The organism is Methyloceanibacter sp. (genome assembly GCF_051306395.1).
Taxonomy (GTDB): domain Bacteria; phylum Pseudomonadota; class Alphaproteobacteria; order Rhizobiales; family Methyloligellaceae; genus Methyloceanibacter.
The window spans coordinates 1-14,861 of sequence record NZ_JBPPND010000206.1 but is presented as its reverse complement, the minus strand read 5'-3'; the positions used below and the strand labels follow the sequence as shown (position 1 = coordinate 14,861).

The 14,861-nt window shown below is 64.7% G+C and carries 19 protein-coding genes; 11 read left to right on the top strand and 8 right to left on the bottom strand.

All coding sequences use genetic code 11. The features are described from left to right. The 4 genes from ACSLE4_RS10810 to ACSLE4_RS10795 all read right to left on the bottom strand — a co-directional run. Positions 1–1,076, bottom strand: a 1,076-nt coding sequence (locus ACSLE4_RS10810) for a linear amide C-N hydrolase (RefSeq protein WP_435904464.1), incomplete at its 3' end; no start/stop codon positions are given. Between the two features lie 139 nt (positions 1,077–1,215). Then, positions 1,216–2,181: a VIT1/CCC1 transporter family protein gene (locus ACSLE4_RS10805; protein ID WP_435904463.1), complete on the bottom strand. Its 966-nt coding sequence runs from the start codon at positions 2,179–2,181 to the stop codon at positions 1,216–1,218. A gap of 83 nt (positions 2,182–2,264) precedes the next feature. Continuing rightward, entirely contained in the window at positions 2,265–2,981 is a 717-nt protein-coding gene (locus ACSLE4_RS10800; RefSeq protein ID WP_435904462.1) for a carbonic anhydrase, read from the bottom strand. A gap of 81 nt (positions 2,982–3,062) precedes the next feature. Continuing rightward, positions 3,063–4,202 (bottom strand): class I SAM-dependent methyltransferase, encoded by a 1,140-nt coding sequence (locus ACSLE4_RS10795; RefSeq protein ID WP_435904461.1) that lies wholly within the window; start codon positions 4,200–4,202, stop codon positions 3,063–3,065. A 240-nt stretch (positions 4,203–4,442) separates the two neighbouring features. Between ACSLE4_RS10795 and ACSLE4_RS10790 the strand changes: the two genes are divergently transcribed. After that, entirely contained in the window at positions 4,443–5,591 is a 1,149-nt protein-coding gene (locus tag ACSLE4_RS10790; RefSeq protein WP_435904460.1) for an alpha/beta fold hydrolase, read from the top strand. Positions 5,592–5,594: 3 nt separating this feature from the next. Here ACSLE4_RS10790 and ACSLE4_RS10785 read toward each other — a convergent pair whose 3' ends face one another. Both ACSLE4_RS10785 and ACSLE4_RS10780 read right to left on the bottom strand, forming a co-directional pair. Continuing rightward, positions 5,595–5,756, bottom strand: coding sequence for a DUF1328 family protein (locus ACSLE4_RS10785; protein ID WP_435904459.1), 162 nt, complete (start codon positions 5,754–5,756; stop codon positions 5,595–5,597). Between the two features lie 26 nt (positions 5,757–5,782). After that, complete coding sequence (locus ACSLE4_RS10780) at positions 5,783–6,208, bottom strand: L,D-transpeptidase (protein WP_435904458.1); 426 nt, start codon at positions 6,206–6,208, stop codon at positions 5,783–5,785. A 230-nt stretch (positions 6,209–6,438) separates the two neighbouring features. Here ACSLE4_RS10780 and mepA point away from each other — a divergent pair, with 230 nt between their 5' ends. From mepA to ACSLE4_RS10730, 10 genes are all read left to right on the top strand, one after another. Beyond that, positions 6,439–7,605 carry a penicillin-insensitive murein endopeptidase gene (gene mepA, locus ACSLE4_RS10775; RefSeq protein ID WP_435904457.1) on the top strand — a complete coding sequence of 389 codons (1,167 nt, stop codon included), beginning with the start codon at positions 6,439–6,441 and terminating at the stop codon, positions 7,603–7,605. 50 nt (positions 7,606–7,655) lie between these two features. Continuing rightward, a complete protein-coding gene (locus ACSLE4_RS10770) occupies positions 7,656–8,051 on the top strand; it encodes a DUF2237 family protein (RefSeq protein WP_435904456.1) in 396 nt (131 codons plus the stop codon). Between the two features lie 53 nt (positions 8,052–8,104). Beyond that, on the top strand, positions 8,105–8,710 hold the full coding sequence (locus ACSLE4_RS10765) for a universal stress protein (protein WP_435904455.1): 606 nt from the start codon (positions 8,105–8,107) through the stop codon (positions 8,708–8,710). A 155-nt stretch (positions 8,711–8,865) separates the two neighbouring features. Next, positions 8,866–9,426 carry a NifU family protein gene (locus tag ACSLE4_RS10760; protein WP_435904454.1) on the top strand — a complete coding sequence of 187 codons (561 nt, stop codon included), beginning with the start codon at positions 8,866–8,868 and terminating at the stop codon, positions 9,424–9,426. Further along, positions 9,423–10,013: a malonic semialdehyde reductase gene (locus ACSLE4_RS10755; protein WP_435904453.1), complete on the top strand. Its 591-nt coding sequence runs from the start codon at positions 9,423–9,425 to the stop codon at positions 10,011–10,013. Before ACSLE4_RS10760 ends, ACSLE4_RS10755 begins: the two co-directional genes overlap by 4 nt. A 10-nt stretch (positions 10,014–10,023) precedes the next feature. Then, a complete protein-coding gene (gene tsaB, locus ACSLE4_RS10750; RefSeq protein WP_435904452.1) occupies positions 10,024–10,713 on the top strand; it encodes a tRNA (adenosine(37)-N6)-threonylcarbamoyltransferase complex dimerization subunit type 1 TsaB in 690 nt (229 codons plus the stop codon). Continuing rightward, a complete protein-coding gene (locus ACSLE4_RS10745) occupies positions 10,713–11,222 on the top strand; it encodes a GNAT family N-acetyltransferase (protein WP_435904451.1) in 510 nt (169 codons plus the stop codon). Before tsaB ends, ACSLE4_RS10745 begins: the two co-directional genes overlap by 1 nt. A gap of 10 nt (positions 11,223–11,232) precedes the next feature. Then, positions 11,233–11,667 (top strand): Fur family transcriptional regulator, encoded by a 435-nt coding sequence (locus ACSLE4_RS10740; RefSeq protein WP_435904450.1) that lies wholly within the window; start codon positions 11,233–11,235, stop codon positions 11,665–11,667. An 82-nt stretch (positions 11,668–11,749) separates the two neighbouring features. Next, positions 11,750–12,151: a hypothetical protein gene (locus ACSLE4_RS10735; protein WP_435904449.1), complete on the top strand. Its 402-nt coding sequence runs from the start codon at positions 11,750–11,752 to the stop codon at positions 12,149–12,151. A gap of 32 nt (positions 12,152–12,183) precedes the next feature. Then, entirely contained in the window at positions 12,184–12,987 is an 804-nt protein-coding gene (locus ACSLE4_RS10730) for a lysophospholipid acyltransferase family protein (RefSeq protein WP_435904448.1), read from the top strand. On the opposite strand, the gene ACSLE4_RS10725 is transcribed toward ACSLE4_RS10730, so the two are convergent. Both ACSLE4_RS10725 and ACSLE4_RS10720 read right to left on the bottom strand, forming a co-directional pair. After that, entirely contained in the window at positions 12,984–13,865 is an 882-nt protein-coding gene (locus ACSLE4_RS10725) for a hypothetical protein (RefSeq protein ID WP_435904447.1), read from the bottom strand. The two genes, ACSLE4_RS10730 and ACSLE4_RS10725, sit on opposite strands and share 4 nt — an antisense overlap. A 337-nt stretch (positions 13,866–14,202) precedes the next feature. Next, the coding region (locus ACSLE4_RS10720) for an MFS transporter (protein ID WP_435904446.1) at positions 14,203–14,861 on the bottom strand (659 nt) is incomplete at its 5' end.

Here is a 14,861-nt window from a genome sequence, read left to right as displayed (position 1 = left end):
ACCGGCTGGGTCGATTTCTCCATCTCGATGATGCGGATCTCGCCCTTGGCGGCCTTGATGGCCTCCTTGAGATCGACCATGCGGATCGACTGATCCTGATGGGTGCGGAAGTACCAGCGCAGATTCTTGAGGTCGCTGACGGCGGTCCATTCGGTGATCTCGGGCTGAGCGCCGCCGACGCTCGCGTTGATGACCGAGCCCTTCGGGATGTCGAACTGATTGAGAATGTGGAAGGCGCTGAACACCGCGTCATCGGCCTTGGCGTTCGGCGTCGCCGCCTGGCTAAAGAGCGTGGCGCGGACGAAGCGCGAAGGCGGTGTGAAGTCGCCGGGAAGCCCGAGCATGCCGGTTCCCGAGCCCGTGGCGCTCAACGTCACGGAGCCGAGCTTCTCCGAGCCGATGTCCTTTGGCGAGAGGTTGATGTAGTTGTCGAGATTGGTCATGTGCCAATCGTAAGTCGGCGCGTTGGTCATGACGCCGAGCGGCGCGTCGGTGACCTTCAGCTTGCCGCCGATGGGCTCGACCGCGATCGACTTGCCGGACTTATCCTGCACGAAGAAGTGCACGTCGGCGACCATGCCCTTGGCGCTGCCGAGGCCGGGAAACGGCGTTCCGACCATGACGGTGTCCTTCAGCGCGGCCTTCACCTCATCGACCGTAGCGAAATTGCCGAGCACCCACATGCCGAAGTCCTGCGGCGCCAGCGCGCGCGCGGCGTTCTCCTTGGTCGCTTGCGCGTATTGGGCATAGCCCGGGAAATAGAACAGGCCGATGGAAAGCCCCTGGTCGTTCAAGCCGTCCATAATGGCGGCCTGACCGAAGGCGTTGGCCCCTACGATGTCATAGCGCGTCTTGTAGGTGAGACCCTTGCCGCCGTCGGGCAGCGCGCCGGCGAACTCCTTGCCGGCCGGTACGACGATGACGTTGGACTGAAGCGGAAAGCCGAACTCGAGGGTGCGGCCGCGGATCGCGGCGCCGTCTTCGGCTTTAAGGCTGATGCCGGTGCAGGCGAAGGCGGGGGTTGTGGCGACGGCGAGTGAAGCGGCGAGTGTGTAGATCGCGGCGCGGCGAAACATGGCGGTGGTCCTCCCACAGAAAATCTGCCGGAGACCATGCGCGCGGAGCTTCTAAACTCTTATTAAGCAAGGAAACCCGGCTCGACTCAGCGTTAAGAGCAGGTCGCCGAGACGTTCGGCATTTGCAGCGATTTGCGCCTTAGCTCACGGCGACGTCGAATAGCGAGCCGATGTAATAGGTGGCGACGGCGGCCGCGGCGCCGATCGCGAACATCCGCCCGCCACCGATGAACGCGTTCCGCCCCGAGAACAGGCTGAGCGCCGCGCCGACACAGAACAGGGCCGTGCCCGAAATGATCGAGGCGATCAGAATGCCGTGGTCCGCATACCCGAACACGAATGGGATGAGTGGCAGGCTGGCGCCGATGGAAAACGTGACGAAGGACGAGAGCGCGGCCCCGAGCGGCGAGCCGAGCTCGTCCGGGTTGAGGCCAAGCTCCTCGCGGCTGAGCGTATCTAGCGCCTTCTCGGGGTTCTCGATGAGGTGCTTGGCGATGTGGCGCGCCTCCGCGAGCGGGACGCCCCGCGCCTCATAGATGAGCGCCAGCTCCTCGGCTTCCTCTTTCGGATAGCGCTCGAGTTCGTCCTTCTCCTGCGCGATCTGGTGCTCGAACATCTCCTTCTGCGACAGCATGGAGATGAATTCGCCCGCGCCCATGGAAAACGCCCCGGCCAAGAGCCCGGCGACGCCAGTCAACAAGATCACGCTCGGGCTGGTGCCGGCGCCGGCGACACCCATGACCAGCAACGTGTTGGAGACGAGGCCGTCATTGACCCCGAACACGCCGGCGCGGAGCGTGCCGCTGCCATAGTTTTTGTGGCGGCGGCCGACGTCCTCGACGGAGGTCGGCATGGGATGACCTTCGTCCGCGACCTTGCCGCGATAGACCGACACGCCGCGCACCTTCGAGGCGGAAAGCACATGGCGCATGGCGCGCGGGCCGAAGATGCCGAGCAGAAGCACGGTGATCCGGGACCGGGGCGACGGGCTGAACGTGGGGGCTGACTTCAGATCCTTCGCCAGGATGGCGGCTTGCGCCTCGGCGGACAACGCCATGTCACGGAACAGCTTCGCGCGCGCGGGATCGGGCTCGTAGCGCGCCACGGCGCTCGACAGGTAGGCTGCGGTCTTTTCCGACCGCCAGCGTGCGAGAGCGTCCTCGATGCTTGCCCCCTCTTTTCCGGAAGTCAGATGAGGTTCACGTCTCCAGTGGCCAGTTCATAGACGCCGCCCTGGATGCCGACTTTGCCGGAGCTCACCGCCTTGCCGATGATATCGGACCGCGACTTCAACTCCCTCATGCCGAGCCGGACGTTTTCGTTGATGGTGGCGGCGAGAAGATCGCTCGCGTGCTTGCCATGGGCGGCGATCACCGCGGGCTGGATCTCCTCCACCAGCTCGGGGAGATGCCCCGGCAGTTTCTTGCGCTCGCGAACCGACTGAAGGGCTGCCGCGACCGCACCGCAACTGGAATGCCCCAGCACGAATATGAGCCGCACGTTGAGAACCGCGACGGCGAACTCGAGGCTCGCCAGCCCATAATTGCTGACGACGTTGCCGGCGTCGCGCACGACGAAGACCTCGCCGGGGCCCTGGTCGAAGACGATCTCCGGCGGGACGCGGCTGTCGGCGCAGGCCAGAACCGCCACGATGGGATACTGCGCGCTGGCGCGTGCGTCGCGGCCGGCGAAATAATCCCTCTCATTGAATTCGCCCGCCCGATAGCGGGCATTGCCCTGCTTCAGCCGGTCCAGCGCCTCCGATGGCGCGATGGCGTTCGGCGCTGGCTTCTCTTCGGCGGCGTGGCTTAAGCGAATCGCAAGAGCGCTCGCCGCGAGCAGCGTGCCCGCCCCCGCCATGAGGCCGCGCCGTGAGATGACTTTAGAGTCGCAATTACCGCACATGGCTGATTCTCCTTTGCCGCAACACTCCCCCGCTCATGGCGGAAGGGTCAAGCCCAGAGCTTTGACGTGCTTGCTCAGCCCTTACGCGGCTTTGGGTTTGGACAGGATCATGCGGTAGCAATCGAGATTACGCGCCAGGAACTCGTAAGCCGCGCCCCACAGATAGAGCCGGAAGCGGCGATACTCGAACTCGCCGAATTTCTTGATCACGGCGTCCTTGTTGGACTCCAGGTTCTCGGCCCATTGCTTGAAGGTGAGGTAGTAGCTCCAGCGATCGGAGTGGATTTCCTCGCACTCGAACTCGGTCTTGTTCATCTTGTTGAGAAAGTCGTCGAGCACGAGGAAGGAGTGATTGCCGGGATAGATGTAGCGCACCATGAAGGTCGACAGCTCGTATTTCTTGCGCGCGGCACTGCCGTCGAGGAACACGAGGCCGCCCGGCTTCAACAGCCGGTAGAATTTGCGCAGCACCTTCTCGTAGTTCGGCAGATGCTCGATGACGCCCATGATGACGATGGCGTCCAAGGGCTCCTTCGGCTCGTAGTCGTAGAAGTCCGTCAGCAAGATGTCGAACTGGTCGCCGAAATTGGCGAGCTTGTCGCGCAGGAAGGATTGCGACACTTCCGAGTTCGTGACACCCGTGAAGTGAATGCCGGATTGCAGCGCATGGCCCGCGAACGCGCCCCAACCGGGGCCGATCTCGAGCACGCGCTTGCCCGGATCCAGTTCGCATTTTTCGATGGCCCAATCGAACTTCCGCTCCAAGGCCTTCGACAGCGGCTCGTCGTCGTTCTCGTAGATGCCTTGGCTATAGGCCGGGAACACGGGATCCATGAAGCTCAGAAACAGCTGCGGATCGAGATTGTAGTGCGAGGCGATGGCCTGCTTGTTGGTATAGACCTGCCCGAACAGCATCGGCTGGAGAAAACGCCAGGCCGCGACCAGCGGATGGCTGTCGTCGAGCGACGCCCGAAGCGCGAACGGCTTCAGCATGTCGCCTTCAATGTCGATGTCGCCTTGCAAGTACGCTTCGGCGATGTCGCCCTCGTCCAGGGTGCGCAGCGCCTTGAGGGCGCGTTCGTTGTGCAGACCGACGTGAAACTCGGGCTCGCCCTGGCCGATGTTGCGCTTCGCGCCATCCGGCAACTCGATGGAAAAGGGAGTCGCTATCCCGCCGACACGGCTGATGAAGGCGTCGAGCGTGCTTGCGGCTGATGACATGTGGCTTGGTCCCCCGGCTTGTCCCCTGCTCCCGCGAGGCACCCTCGCGAGGCGTCTTGTTCGTGCTCGGCCAATTGTGCCCTGGAAGCGGGCGGGATGAAAAGCCCCGGCCTTCGGGCTCAAGCCCCCAAGCCCACAAGCCCGCAAGTCCACAAGCCCGCAAGTCCAGCTGTTGCGGACCTGTGCGGTTCTTAGGCTATCATCGGCGCCTTGCGTTCAGTCAGTGAGGTTTTCCCCCAAATGTTCAACGTGAAGCGCTGCTTGCGGCGGTCCCTCGCGGCCGCCATCGCCCTTCTTTGCTTCCTCCCGGCGACTGAGGCCGCGGCAAAGAAGCCCGGGGCCATCCTCAATGTCTGGCCGCTGATCGGCGGGAGTCCAGACAGCGGCGAGGCCTTCCGGATTCTCTACCAATCCACCGGGCTGAAGGGTGAGCCGATCGAGGTGTCCGGCGCGATCTACATTCCGCCCGGCAAGGCGCCGGCGGGCGGACGTCCCGTAATCGCCTATGCGCACCCGACTTCAGGCGTGGTCGAGAAATGCGCGCCCTCGCTGATGCCGGACAATGCCGGCTTGATCTGGGGGCTCAAATCGATGCTGGCGAAAGGCTATATCGTGGTAGCCACGGACTATCCCGGTCTCGGTACGCCGGGCATCCACCCATATCTCATCGGCGTCAGCGAAGGCCGTGCCGTGCTCGATTCGGTGCGCGCGGCGATCGCCTTGCCGCGCTCGGGCGCATCCAACCGTTTCGTGGTGTGGGGGCACAGCCAAGGCGGCCATGCCGCGCTCTATGCCGGGGAGCTCGCCAAGTCGTACGCGCCTGACTTAAAGCTTCTCGGCGTCGCCGCGGCGGCGCCCGCGACCTACCTGATCGAGCTGTTCGATGCCGACAAGTCGAGCGCCGCGGGTAAGGAGCTAACCGCCATGGCGATCTGGTCGTGGTCCAAGCTCTACAACGACTCCGCTTCGAGCCTGGTCGAGGCGAACGCCATGAATGTCTACAAGACGATGGCTCAGGACTGCATCGAATCGGTCGCGGACTTCTTGGCGCTCGACAAGGCAGAGAGGCCGCTTGAAACGCAGAAGTTCCTGAAAGCGAACCCGGCCAAGACCCAGCCCTGGGCAGGCATCATGCAGCGCAACTCCCCTGGCCAGCAGCCCGCGGGCGCGCCGGTGTTCCTGGCGCAAGGTACCGCCGACACGATCGTGCGGCCCTATATCACCAAGCAGTTCGGCAAAGCGCTGTGCAAGCAGGGCGCCAAGGTGATGTTCGTCGAAATGCCGGGGGTAACCCACACCTTCGCCGCCAAGAACAGCGTATCCACCGCGCTCAAATGGATGGACGACAGGGTTCGCGGCGTGCCCGCGCCGAGCGTCTGCGGGGGCTAGCCCCTACCGCCAATCGCCGATGGTGAACGACAAGATCAGAATCACCGCGAACAGCGCGAGAAAGATAAAGAAGAGGAGCCTGGCGACCTTGGCCGCGCCGTGCTCTAGGCGCGTGAAGCCGAAGGCCCCGCGAGCACCGAGATCACAAGCGCGATGATCGCCCATTTCAGGAGGGCCATCTGGCCTCCTCCTTAGCGCGTGATGCGGATGGTCGTGTTGCCGGCGCCGTAGCGCTGCACCAGCGAATACAGACGGGCGGCGTTGGACGGGTGCAGCCGCACGCAGCCATGCGACGCGGGCCGGCCGAGATATTTCGTCTCGTAGGAGCCGTGAATGGCGTAGCCCTTATAGAAGAAGATCGAATGCGGCATGGGCGAGTTATTGTAGATCGAGGAGTAGTGGCGCCGGGCCAAATGGTAGGGCTTGTAGGTGCCGGTCGGCGTGCGGTAGCCCGAGCGCGCCGTTGAGACCTTCCAAGTGTGGGCCGGCTTGCCGTTCACGAAGACGTGCATGCGCTGGCTGGAGAGGTTGATCTGGGCGACGACCCCTGCAAAGGCCGCGCTGGGCAAGGCAAGCGCCAGGCCGAGCAGTGCGGCCAGGAAAATGGAACGTCTCATGTTGGGTCTCCCTCGAATTCAGCTTGTGCCCACGCCGGCGCATCTTCGCGCCGGGCGCTCTCCGGATGATGACAAGAACCAGTCTAGAGGCGGCGGCTGAATATCTCCTGAACGCCCGCCGCCTCGGCTCGGGATGGCCCCTGAATGCCGTCCGGCTAGGGGCTCCAATAGCCGCCCCCATGTGTGTTAGTCTTGGCGCGAGGGGTTATAGGCGAGTTGGGTCGAGGACGATGCAAAGGCTGCTTCTGAGCCTCATCATAGTGCTGCTCGGCTGCGGATTGGCCGCCGCGCAGATGCGGTTCCAAGGCGCGACCCGCTCCGTGGCGGAGAAGGTCGAACCGCCGAAACCGAAACCCAAGCCCGCACCCGCCAAAAAGAAAGCGCCTACGCCCAAGCTACCGCCGGCCAAGGAATTGTTCGGCTCGGTCCCGGGACCGGCGCCGCTCGAGGCGCGCGCCATCGGCAGCTACTCGAAGGGCTGCCTCGCCGGGGGCCTCTCGCTTCCCATCAACGGCCCGGACTGGCAGGTGATGCGGGTCTCGCGGAACCGCAATTGGGGAAGTCCCGAACTCATCCAGTATATGGAGCGCCTCGCCAGCGATGCGCGCGCGTTCGACGGCTGGCCCGGCCTCCTGGTCGGTGACATGTCGCAGCCCCGTGGCGGCCCAATGCTTACCGGCCACACCAGCCATCAGGTCGGGCTCGATGCGGATATCTGGTTGACGCCGATGCCCGACCGCACGCTCACGCTTCACGAGCGCGAGGACATGACTGCGGTATCGATGCTCAAGGACCCCTTCACCGTCGATCCAAAAGTGTTCACCGACCTACATGTGAAGCTCATCCGCCGCGCCGCCTCCTACCCGCAAGTCGCCCGCATCTTCGTGCACCCGGCCATCAAGAAATCACTGTGCGTGCGCGCCGCCGATGTAGGCAAGGACACCGCCTGGCTCGGCAAGGTCAGGCCTTGGTGGAACCACCACTACCATTTCCATGTGCGCCTCGTCTGCCCGCCCGGCATGGCGGGCTGCGAGAATCAGGCGCCTGTGAGCGGTGACTCCGGCTGCGACGGCAAGGAGCTCGACAACTGGCACGACATGCTCAAGAAGGCCGCGATTTGGATGGCGGAGCAGGACATCGATCCCAATGCGAAGCCCGCGAAGAAGAAGAATCCCAAACAGCTCAGAGACCTGCCAGGCGACTGCAAGGCGGTGCTGACCGCGGGCGACAACGAGCTGCTGTCCGTGGACGACGAGTTGCCGCCCCGCGCGCTTCAGGCCGCCGCCAGCAAGGAGGCGGGGCCCGGCGTGCCGATCCTCACCCAGGCGCAGCTTCAGATCGTGCGGAACGGCGGCCAGCTCGGCATCCCATTGCCCGTGCGCAACCCGATTCGCTGACCGGCTTCCACCATCTTCCCGTAGAACCGCGGTTCAGGCACAATCGGTCCATGTTGCAGCGGCGCTCCAATCCTTTCGAGGGTCAGAAGAACGTCTTCGGCGAGCCGCTCAAGAGCTGCTCGGACCGGCCGGTCACGGGTTTCTACCGCACCGGCTGCTGCCATACCGGACCCGAGGATCTCGGGCTGCACACAGTGTGCGTCGAGGTGACGGCGGACTTTCTCGCTTTCTCCAAGGCGCGGGGCAACGACCTTTCGACGCCGCAGCCCGATTTCGGCTTTCCCGGGTTGCAGCCCGGCGACCGTTGGTGCCTGTGCGCGGCCCGCTGGCAGGAGGCCTTCGAGGCAGGCAGCCCGCCGCGGGTGATTCTCGGCGCGACCCACGAGGCGACGCTGGAGATCGTGGATCTCGAGGACCTCAAACGCTACGCCATCGACCTCGCCTGAGGGCCGGGTCCTTCCTTCAACCCTTCTTGTTGGCGACGCCCGGAGGTGGCAGCATGACGGCCATGGCCACGAAAAAGCAGCCGGCGGCGAAGAAGGCGGCGAAGAAGACGTCTGCCGCCAAGAAGAAAACCGCTTCGACCCCGGCGACCAAGCCGCGGCGGAAGCGGCAGATCTATCTCGAAGGGCACAAGCGCAAATTTCTCGTCGTCGTGGATGAGACGCCGGAATGCGAAAGCGCGCTGGCCTTCGCCGCCAGTCGCGCCCAGCGCACCACAGGTCAATTGGCGCTGCTTTACGTGATCGAGCCCGAGGACGAGGCCATGCACTGGCTCGGCGTGGAAGACATCGCGCGCGAGGAGGGGCAGAGCAAGGCCAAGGCCGTGTTCCGCCTGTTCGGCCGCAAGCTCAAGGCCATGGGCTTCGAGGACCTGGTGCCGGAGGAGATCGTGCGCGAGGGCAACAAGGCCGACGAGATCCCCAAGCTGATCGAGGAGGATCAGGATATCGGCGTGCTGGTGCTCGGGGCCTCGAAGGACCCTTCGGGACCCGGTCCGCTCGTGTCCAGCCTGGCGGGCGGGCGGCTCGCGGGCGTCTTCCCGACCCCGATCACCGTGGTGCCGGGGCACCTCTCCATCGAGGAAATCCTGGCGCTGGCTTGAGCCTACGAGGGCCCTGACGGCTACCGGTGCGGTCATGGTATAAGGCGACTCGCCGCCTTGACTCGGCAGGGGTGCGGGCACAAATATAGAACTGTTCTAATTCTTGAGCGCAGCCTTTCGCGGGCTCGCGCGTTAGGAGCCAAGAGGCACTCACGATGTTCATTCAGACCGAGGCAACGCCAAATCCAGCCACCCTGAAGTTCCTTCCGGGCCGGGCCGTGCTCGGTGAGGTGGACGCGATCGAGTTCCGCGACCGCGCCGAAAGCGAAGGCTCGCCGCTCGCCGCGCGCCTGTTCGAGATCGACGGCGTCACCGGCGTGTTCCTCGGCTCCGACTTCATCAGCGTCACCAAGGCCGACGGCGAGTGGCAGCACCTGAAGCCCGCCATTCTGGGCGCCATCATGGAGCATTACCTCTCCGGTGAGGAGATGACGGATGGCGCGCCCGATCAGTATGACGGCGTGAACGAGTTCTTCGCTCCCGAGGACGAGGAGACGGTCAAGACCATCAAGGAGCTGCTCGACACGCGCGTGCGCCCGGCGGTGGCGCAGGACGGGGGCGACATCACCTTCCAGGGCTATCGCGACGGCGTGGTCTTCCTGCATATGCGCGGCGCTTGCTCGGGCTGCCCGAGCTCGACGGCGACGTTGCGCCACGGCATCGAGAACCTGCTCCGGCACTTCATTCCCGAAGTGCAGGAGGTCCGCCCGATTTGACGGAAAAGCTGCCAGACGCTTCCCTCGATCAACTGTTCCGCGACGCGCGCACATACAACGCGTGGCAAGATAGGGATGTCCCCGATTCGCTGCTGCACGAGATCGTCGATCTCCTCAAGCTCGGACCGACGAGCGCGAATTGCAGCCCGGCGCGTTTTCTTTTCGTGAAGTCCCGCGCGGCAAAAGAGAAACTCAAACCGCATCTGTCGGAGGGCAATCGCGAGAAGACGATGAAGGCGCCCGTCTGCGCCATCATCGGCTACGACCTCGATTTCTACGATCATCTGCCGATGCTCTTCCCGCATACCGATGCCAAGAGCTGGTTCGAGGGCAAGCCCAAAAAGATCGAGGAGACCGCGTTCCGCAACGGTACGCTGCAAGGTGCTTATCTCATCATCGCGGCGCGGGCGCTGGGGCTCGATTGCGGCCCCATGTCGGGTTTCGACAACGAGGCGGTCGACAAGGAATTCTTTGCCGACACCAACGTCAAATCGAACTTCCTCTGCAATCTCGGCTTTGGCGACGGTGCAGACTTGAAGCCGCGGGCTCCGCGCTTTCGCTTCGACCAAATCGCGCTCGTCGTCTAAGACCCAAGCTATGAACCTCCTTGCGCTCGATACGAGCATGGGCGCCTGCTCCGCCGCCGTGCTGCGCACGGGCGCTCCCGCACGCCGGCTTTACGTGCTTCAGGCCGAGATGGCGCGCGGGCACGCCGAAGCGCTGATGCCCATGGTGGAGGAGGTGCTGGCGGAAGCCGAGATCGACGCACGCGATCTCGATCTGATCGCGGCGACCGTCGGTCCTGGCAGCTTCACAGGCGTACGTATCGCCATCGCCGCGGCGCGAGGCCTGGCACTCGTGACGAAGGCCAAGCTTTACGGCACGGACAGTCTCACGGTGATGGCGCGCGCGGCCCGGCTTGCCGGCCTCGAACCAAAGGGTCCTTTCGCGGTCGCCGTCGATGCCCGGCGCGACATGCTCTATCTCGGGCTCTACGATGAGACCGGAAGCAAGTTGGAGGGTCCGTTGCTCATCGCGCCGGGTGACGCCGCCGGTCTCCTACCCGCGACGCTTCGCGTGGCCGTGGGCAACGGCGCGCAAATTCTCTGCGACGCAGCCGCAACGCGCGGCCGCAAACTCGAGACCGAGCTGCCTTCACTTCAGCCAAGCGCCGCGGCGCTTGCCGAGATCGCGCTTGAGAGCGGCGAGACGTCAGAGACCGTGCGCCCGCTCTATTTGCGGCCGCCGGACGCCAAGCCGCAGGCCCCCGCCTTGGAGCGCCGCTGATGGCGGCGGAGATCCTCGTCTCTCAGGCCACGCTGACGGACGCCGCTCTCCTGGCGCGGCTCCATGCAAGCTGCTTCGACCGTGCTTGGGACCAAGACGCCATGGCTCGCTTTGCCGCGGGGCCCGGCATTCTCTGTCTCATCGGCTCTTTGGACGATGCCGGGCCGATGCCTGCCGGCTTTCTGATCGCGCGGCGCGCCGCCGACCAAGCGGAGATTCTCACGCTGGGTGTGGTCCCCGCCTATCGGCGGCTCGGCCTCGCCCGGGCGCTCCTGCAACGCGCTGTGGAGGACTTGAGGCGAAGCGGCGCCACGCAACTTTTCCTGGAGGTCGACGAAGGCAATGAGGCCGCGCTCGCGCTTTATCGCGCGCTAGGGGCCGCGCCCGCGGGCCGACGCCCCGGCTATTACGAAAGCGGCGCGGACGCCGCCATCTTCAGTCTTGCCCTTTCGGACTCACGCTCCGATGATGGGCAGATCGCCGAAGCGCCACGTCAAGACCAGCGATAGCCGGGGATCCATGTCCAACCCAGCGACACGGGAAAGCAGGCTGGAGCGTCTGTGCGCCGATCGGGGCATGCGCATGACCGGCCAGCGGCGGATCATCGCGCGGGTGCTGTCCGAAGCTCATGACCATCCGGATGTGGAGGAGGTCTACCGCCGGGCGAGCGCGCGCGACCCCCGCATCTCGCTCTCCACCGTGTACCGCACCGTGCGCCTGCTGGAAGGCGAAGGCATTATCGAGCGGCACGATTTCGGCGACGGACGCGCGCGCTACGAGCCGGCTGGCCACGAACACCACGATCACCTGATCAACGTGAAAACCGGCGAGGTCATCGAGTTCAAGAACGAGGATATCGAGCACCTGCAAGAGCGCGTCGCCAAGGAGCTCGGCTTCCAACTCATCGGGCACCGGCTCGAACTGTTCGGCAAGCCTCTCAAGAACGGCAAATAGCGCCGTTTTCGCCCCCGTTTGACTTCGTGCCTGCCCCGGGACAACGTTAACCATCGGAAAGAACACATAAGGGGGTGACGTGATGGGAAAGCGGATTTTTCTCGCGGGCGTCTTGACGTTGCTCGCCAGCATGGCCTTTGCACAGCACGCCATCTCACTGGAACCCGAGGCGGCTCCCGCGGCGGCGCCGGAAGCCACCGCGCCGGCTCCTGACGTGCCACCCGCGCCGTCTGCGCCTGCGCCATCCGCATCGGTCCCGCCGGTGATTGTCCAGCCGGCGTCGCCCAAGGTCGAGGTCGCTTTCCCCTCCAAGCTGGACCTCTACATTGTGCCCGCGGCGACCCGCGAGGTTTGCACCACGCTCGAACTGGGCTTTGGCGAAATCCAAACCGATTGCCGCATGAAGCCTATTCCGATACGGGCCGAGAACCCGGTGCTGCGCGGGCTTTGCATTACGCGCTATGGGCGGCGGACTTGCTATTGAGCGTTACGGCTCCAGCGGCCGATTGCTGACCGATGAGAAGCGTGCGCGCATTCCTGGTGTTGGCGACGTTCTTGGCCTTCACCGTCCCGCTGATGCCGCTTCAGCTCCTATTCGTGCGGATGGGCTCGCCCTACGCCCGCACCTTCCCGCATTGGTACCACCGCCAAGTCTGCAGGATCGTCGGCATACGCCTCAACGTCGACGGCGAGATCGCCGAAAGCCAAGGCGTGCTGATCGTGTCGAACCACGTCTCCTGGCTCGACATCACCGTGCTGTCGGCGGTCGCGCCGGTGTCGTTCGTCGCCAAGCAGGAGGTCTCGACCTGGCCCTTCGTGAAGTGGCTCGCCAAGCTGCAACGCTCGGTGTTTGTCGACCGCGAGCGGCGCAGCGAAGTCGGCAACAAGGCAAATGAGATTCTGAGCCGGTTGGAGGAGGGCGACCACGTGGTGCTGTTCGCCGAAGGCACCTCCAGCGACGGCAATACGGTGGTGCCGTTCCGCACGGCGCTGTTCGCCGCGGCGAAGCCTCTCGAAGGCCAACCCATGGGATCGAAGGTCTCGGTGCAGACGCTGGCGCTCAGCTACACGAAGCTCTACGGCCTTCCCTTGGGGCGGCGCGGGCGCCCGCAAGTCGCCTGGTACGGCGACATGGACATGGCGAGCCATGCCTGGAAGCTGCTGGGCCTCGGTCCGCTCGACGCCAATATCCGCATCGGGCCGCCCGTGCCGCTCGACGACTTTCCCGACCGCAAAGCGCTTGCGCGCTATGCGGAAGAGAAAGTCAGAAACGACGTCGTCGAGTTGTTGCGTGGATCGCCCGCGCAACGGACCGCCTAGATCGCGCGGCGCAGCCTGATCGTGTCCATGACCGTCGCGGGCGCGAAGGCCCCATTCGGCAATTGCCGGATGAAGCCCGCCTTGGCGACGTTCATGAGCGTGCCGTGAACCGCCCGATCGACGTTCTCGCCATCCGAGAAATAACCCTCCTGCACCGAGAGATGGCAGAGATCGTCGATCGTCATGACGCCGATCTCGCTCAACTTGCGGATAAGGAAGTCGGCCAGCGGCGGCTGTTGCGGCTGCTGGGGGGCCATGGCCACCGGCCGGCGCTGCTCTGGCTCCGGTGCGGCTGCCGCCGGTGCCCGGCGATAGACCTGCGGCGCGACAGGCCTGTGCTCGGGCTCGGCCTCGTGCACCGGCATCGGGCGGCGCGGGGGCTCTGCTTCCGCCGCAACGGGGCGGCGATAGGGCTCCGGCTCCTGCTCAGGCACTGGGCGCCGCTGATACTCGGGCTCCGGCGCGGGCCTGCGATGCTGCTCCGGCTCCTGTGCCACGGGCCGGCGTTGCGGCGCGGCCTCTGCGACCGGCGGACGATGATAGTGCTCCGGCTCCGGCGCTTGTCTACGTTGCGGCTCGGCCTCGACCGCCTGCCGGCGGTGCTGCTCCGGCTCCGGCGCGGGCCGGCGCTGCGGCTCGGCCTCGGCTTGAGGCGCCGGGCGGAGGCGCTCGTCTTGCACCGGGGCGCTCGTCAGCCGCCGGTATTCGCCCTCGATCAGCGTCGTCACGGCTTCGAGCTCGGACTGAAGATCCTCGATCCTCGCCTGATGCTCCCGCTTCAACAGCTCTAAGCGTTTCTCGAATTGCGCTTGTGCCGCGCTAATCTGCTCCTCGAGGAAGCTGGCACGGTCTTGTAGGTCCCCGCGAATATCACGCATCGATGCCCCCTAAGCTCACTGACCTCAACAGAACGACAGACCGAACTGGGGGTTCCCGTAAGCACAAAAGGCCCACCGACCGCCGCTCGGCAAGTACGCAAAACTGTACGGAATTGCGCCGGACACAGCCTCAGCATCGGCGCTACTGACCGTCACTTTACCCCTAACCATATGCAGAGTCTCGCATTTGCCGATTCAGACAGTGTCACAGAGCATTGCCGCGAGCCCTCCCCGCCAGTTCGGCTGCTCAGGGAGCAAACTTCTAAGACAAAACCAAGACGCCGCTGGAACAAACCGGTTTGGCTGCGCCAAACAAGCGTCAGCGACTTGTCAAATTTTAGGCACTCGGCGTGTGCCCGCGGAGCTTCTTCTGGCGCCGGCGCGGCTTTGGCTTTGTCATCTCTGGCAAGAAGGCCGCGAGCAGGCCGATGGCCGGGAGAAAAGCACAGACGTGATAGACGAAGGTGATGCTGGTCGCGTCGGCCAGCCAGCCGAGCAAAGCCGCACCGATGCCGGCGATCCCAAAAGCGAGGCCGAAAAACAGCCCGGCGACCATGCCAACCCTGCCCGGCAACAGGCTCTGCGCGTAAACGATGATGGCCGGGTGGGCGGAGGCCAGGATCAAGCCGATGATCACGCTTAGGATCGCCGTCCCGAGCAGACCGACGTAAGGCAGCGCCAAAGTGAAGGGCAGCACGCCCAGGATTGACCACCAGATCACGCGACGCGTGCCGATGCGGTCGCCGATCGGCCCGCCGATGACGGTGCCGGCCGCGACCGAGCCCAAGAACAAGAACAGATAAAGCTGTGCCGTCTGCACCGACAGATCGAAGGTGTGGATCAAATAGAAGATGTAGAAGCTCGTGATCGAGACCAAGTAGAAGTGCTTGGAGAAGGTCAGCGTGAGGAGGATCACGATCGACTTGGCTACCTTGCGGCGGCAGAGCTCGGCGATGGCTTTGCGCTCGGCGTGCGACACGCTCGGCAGCTTAAGCG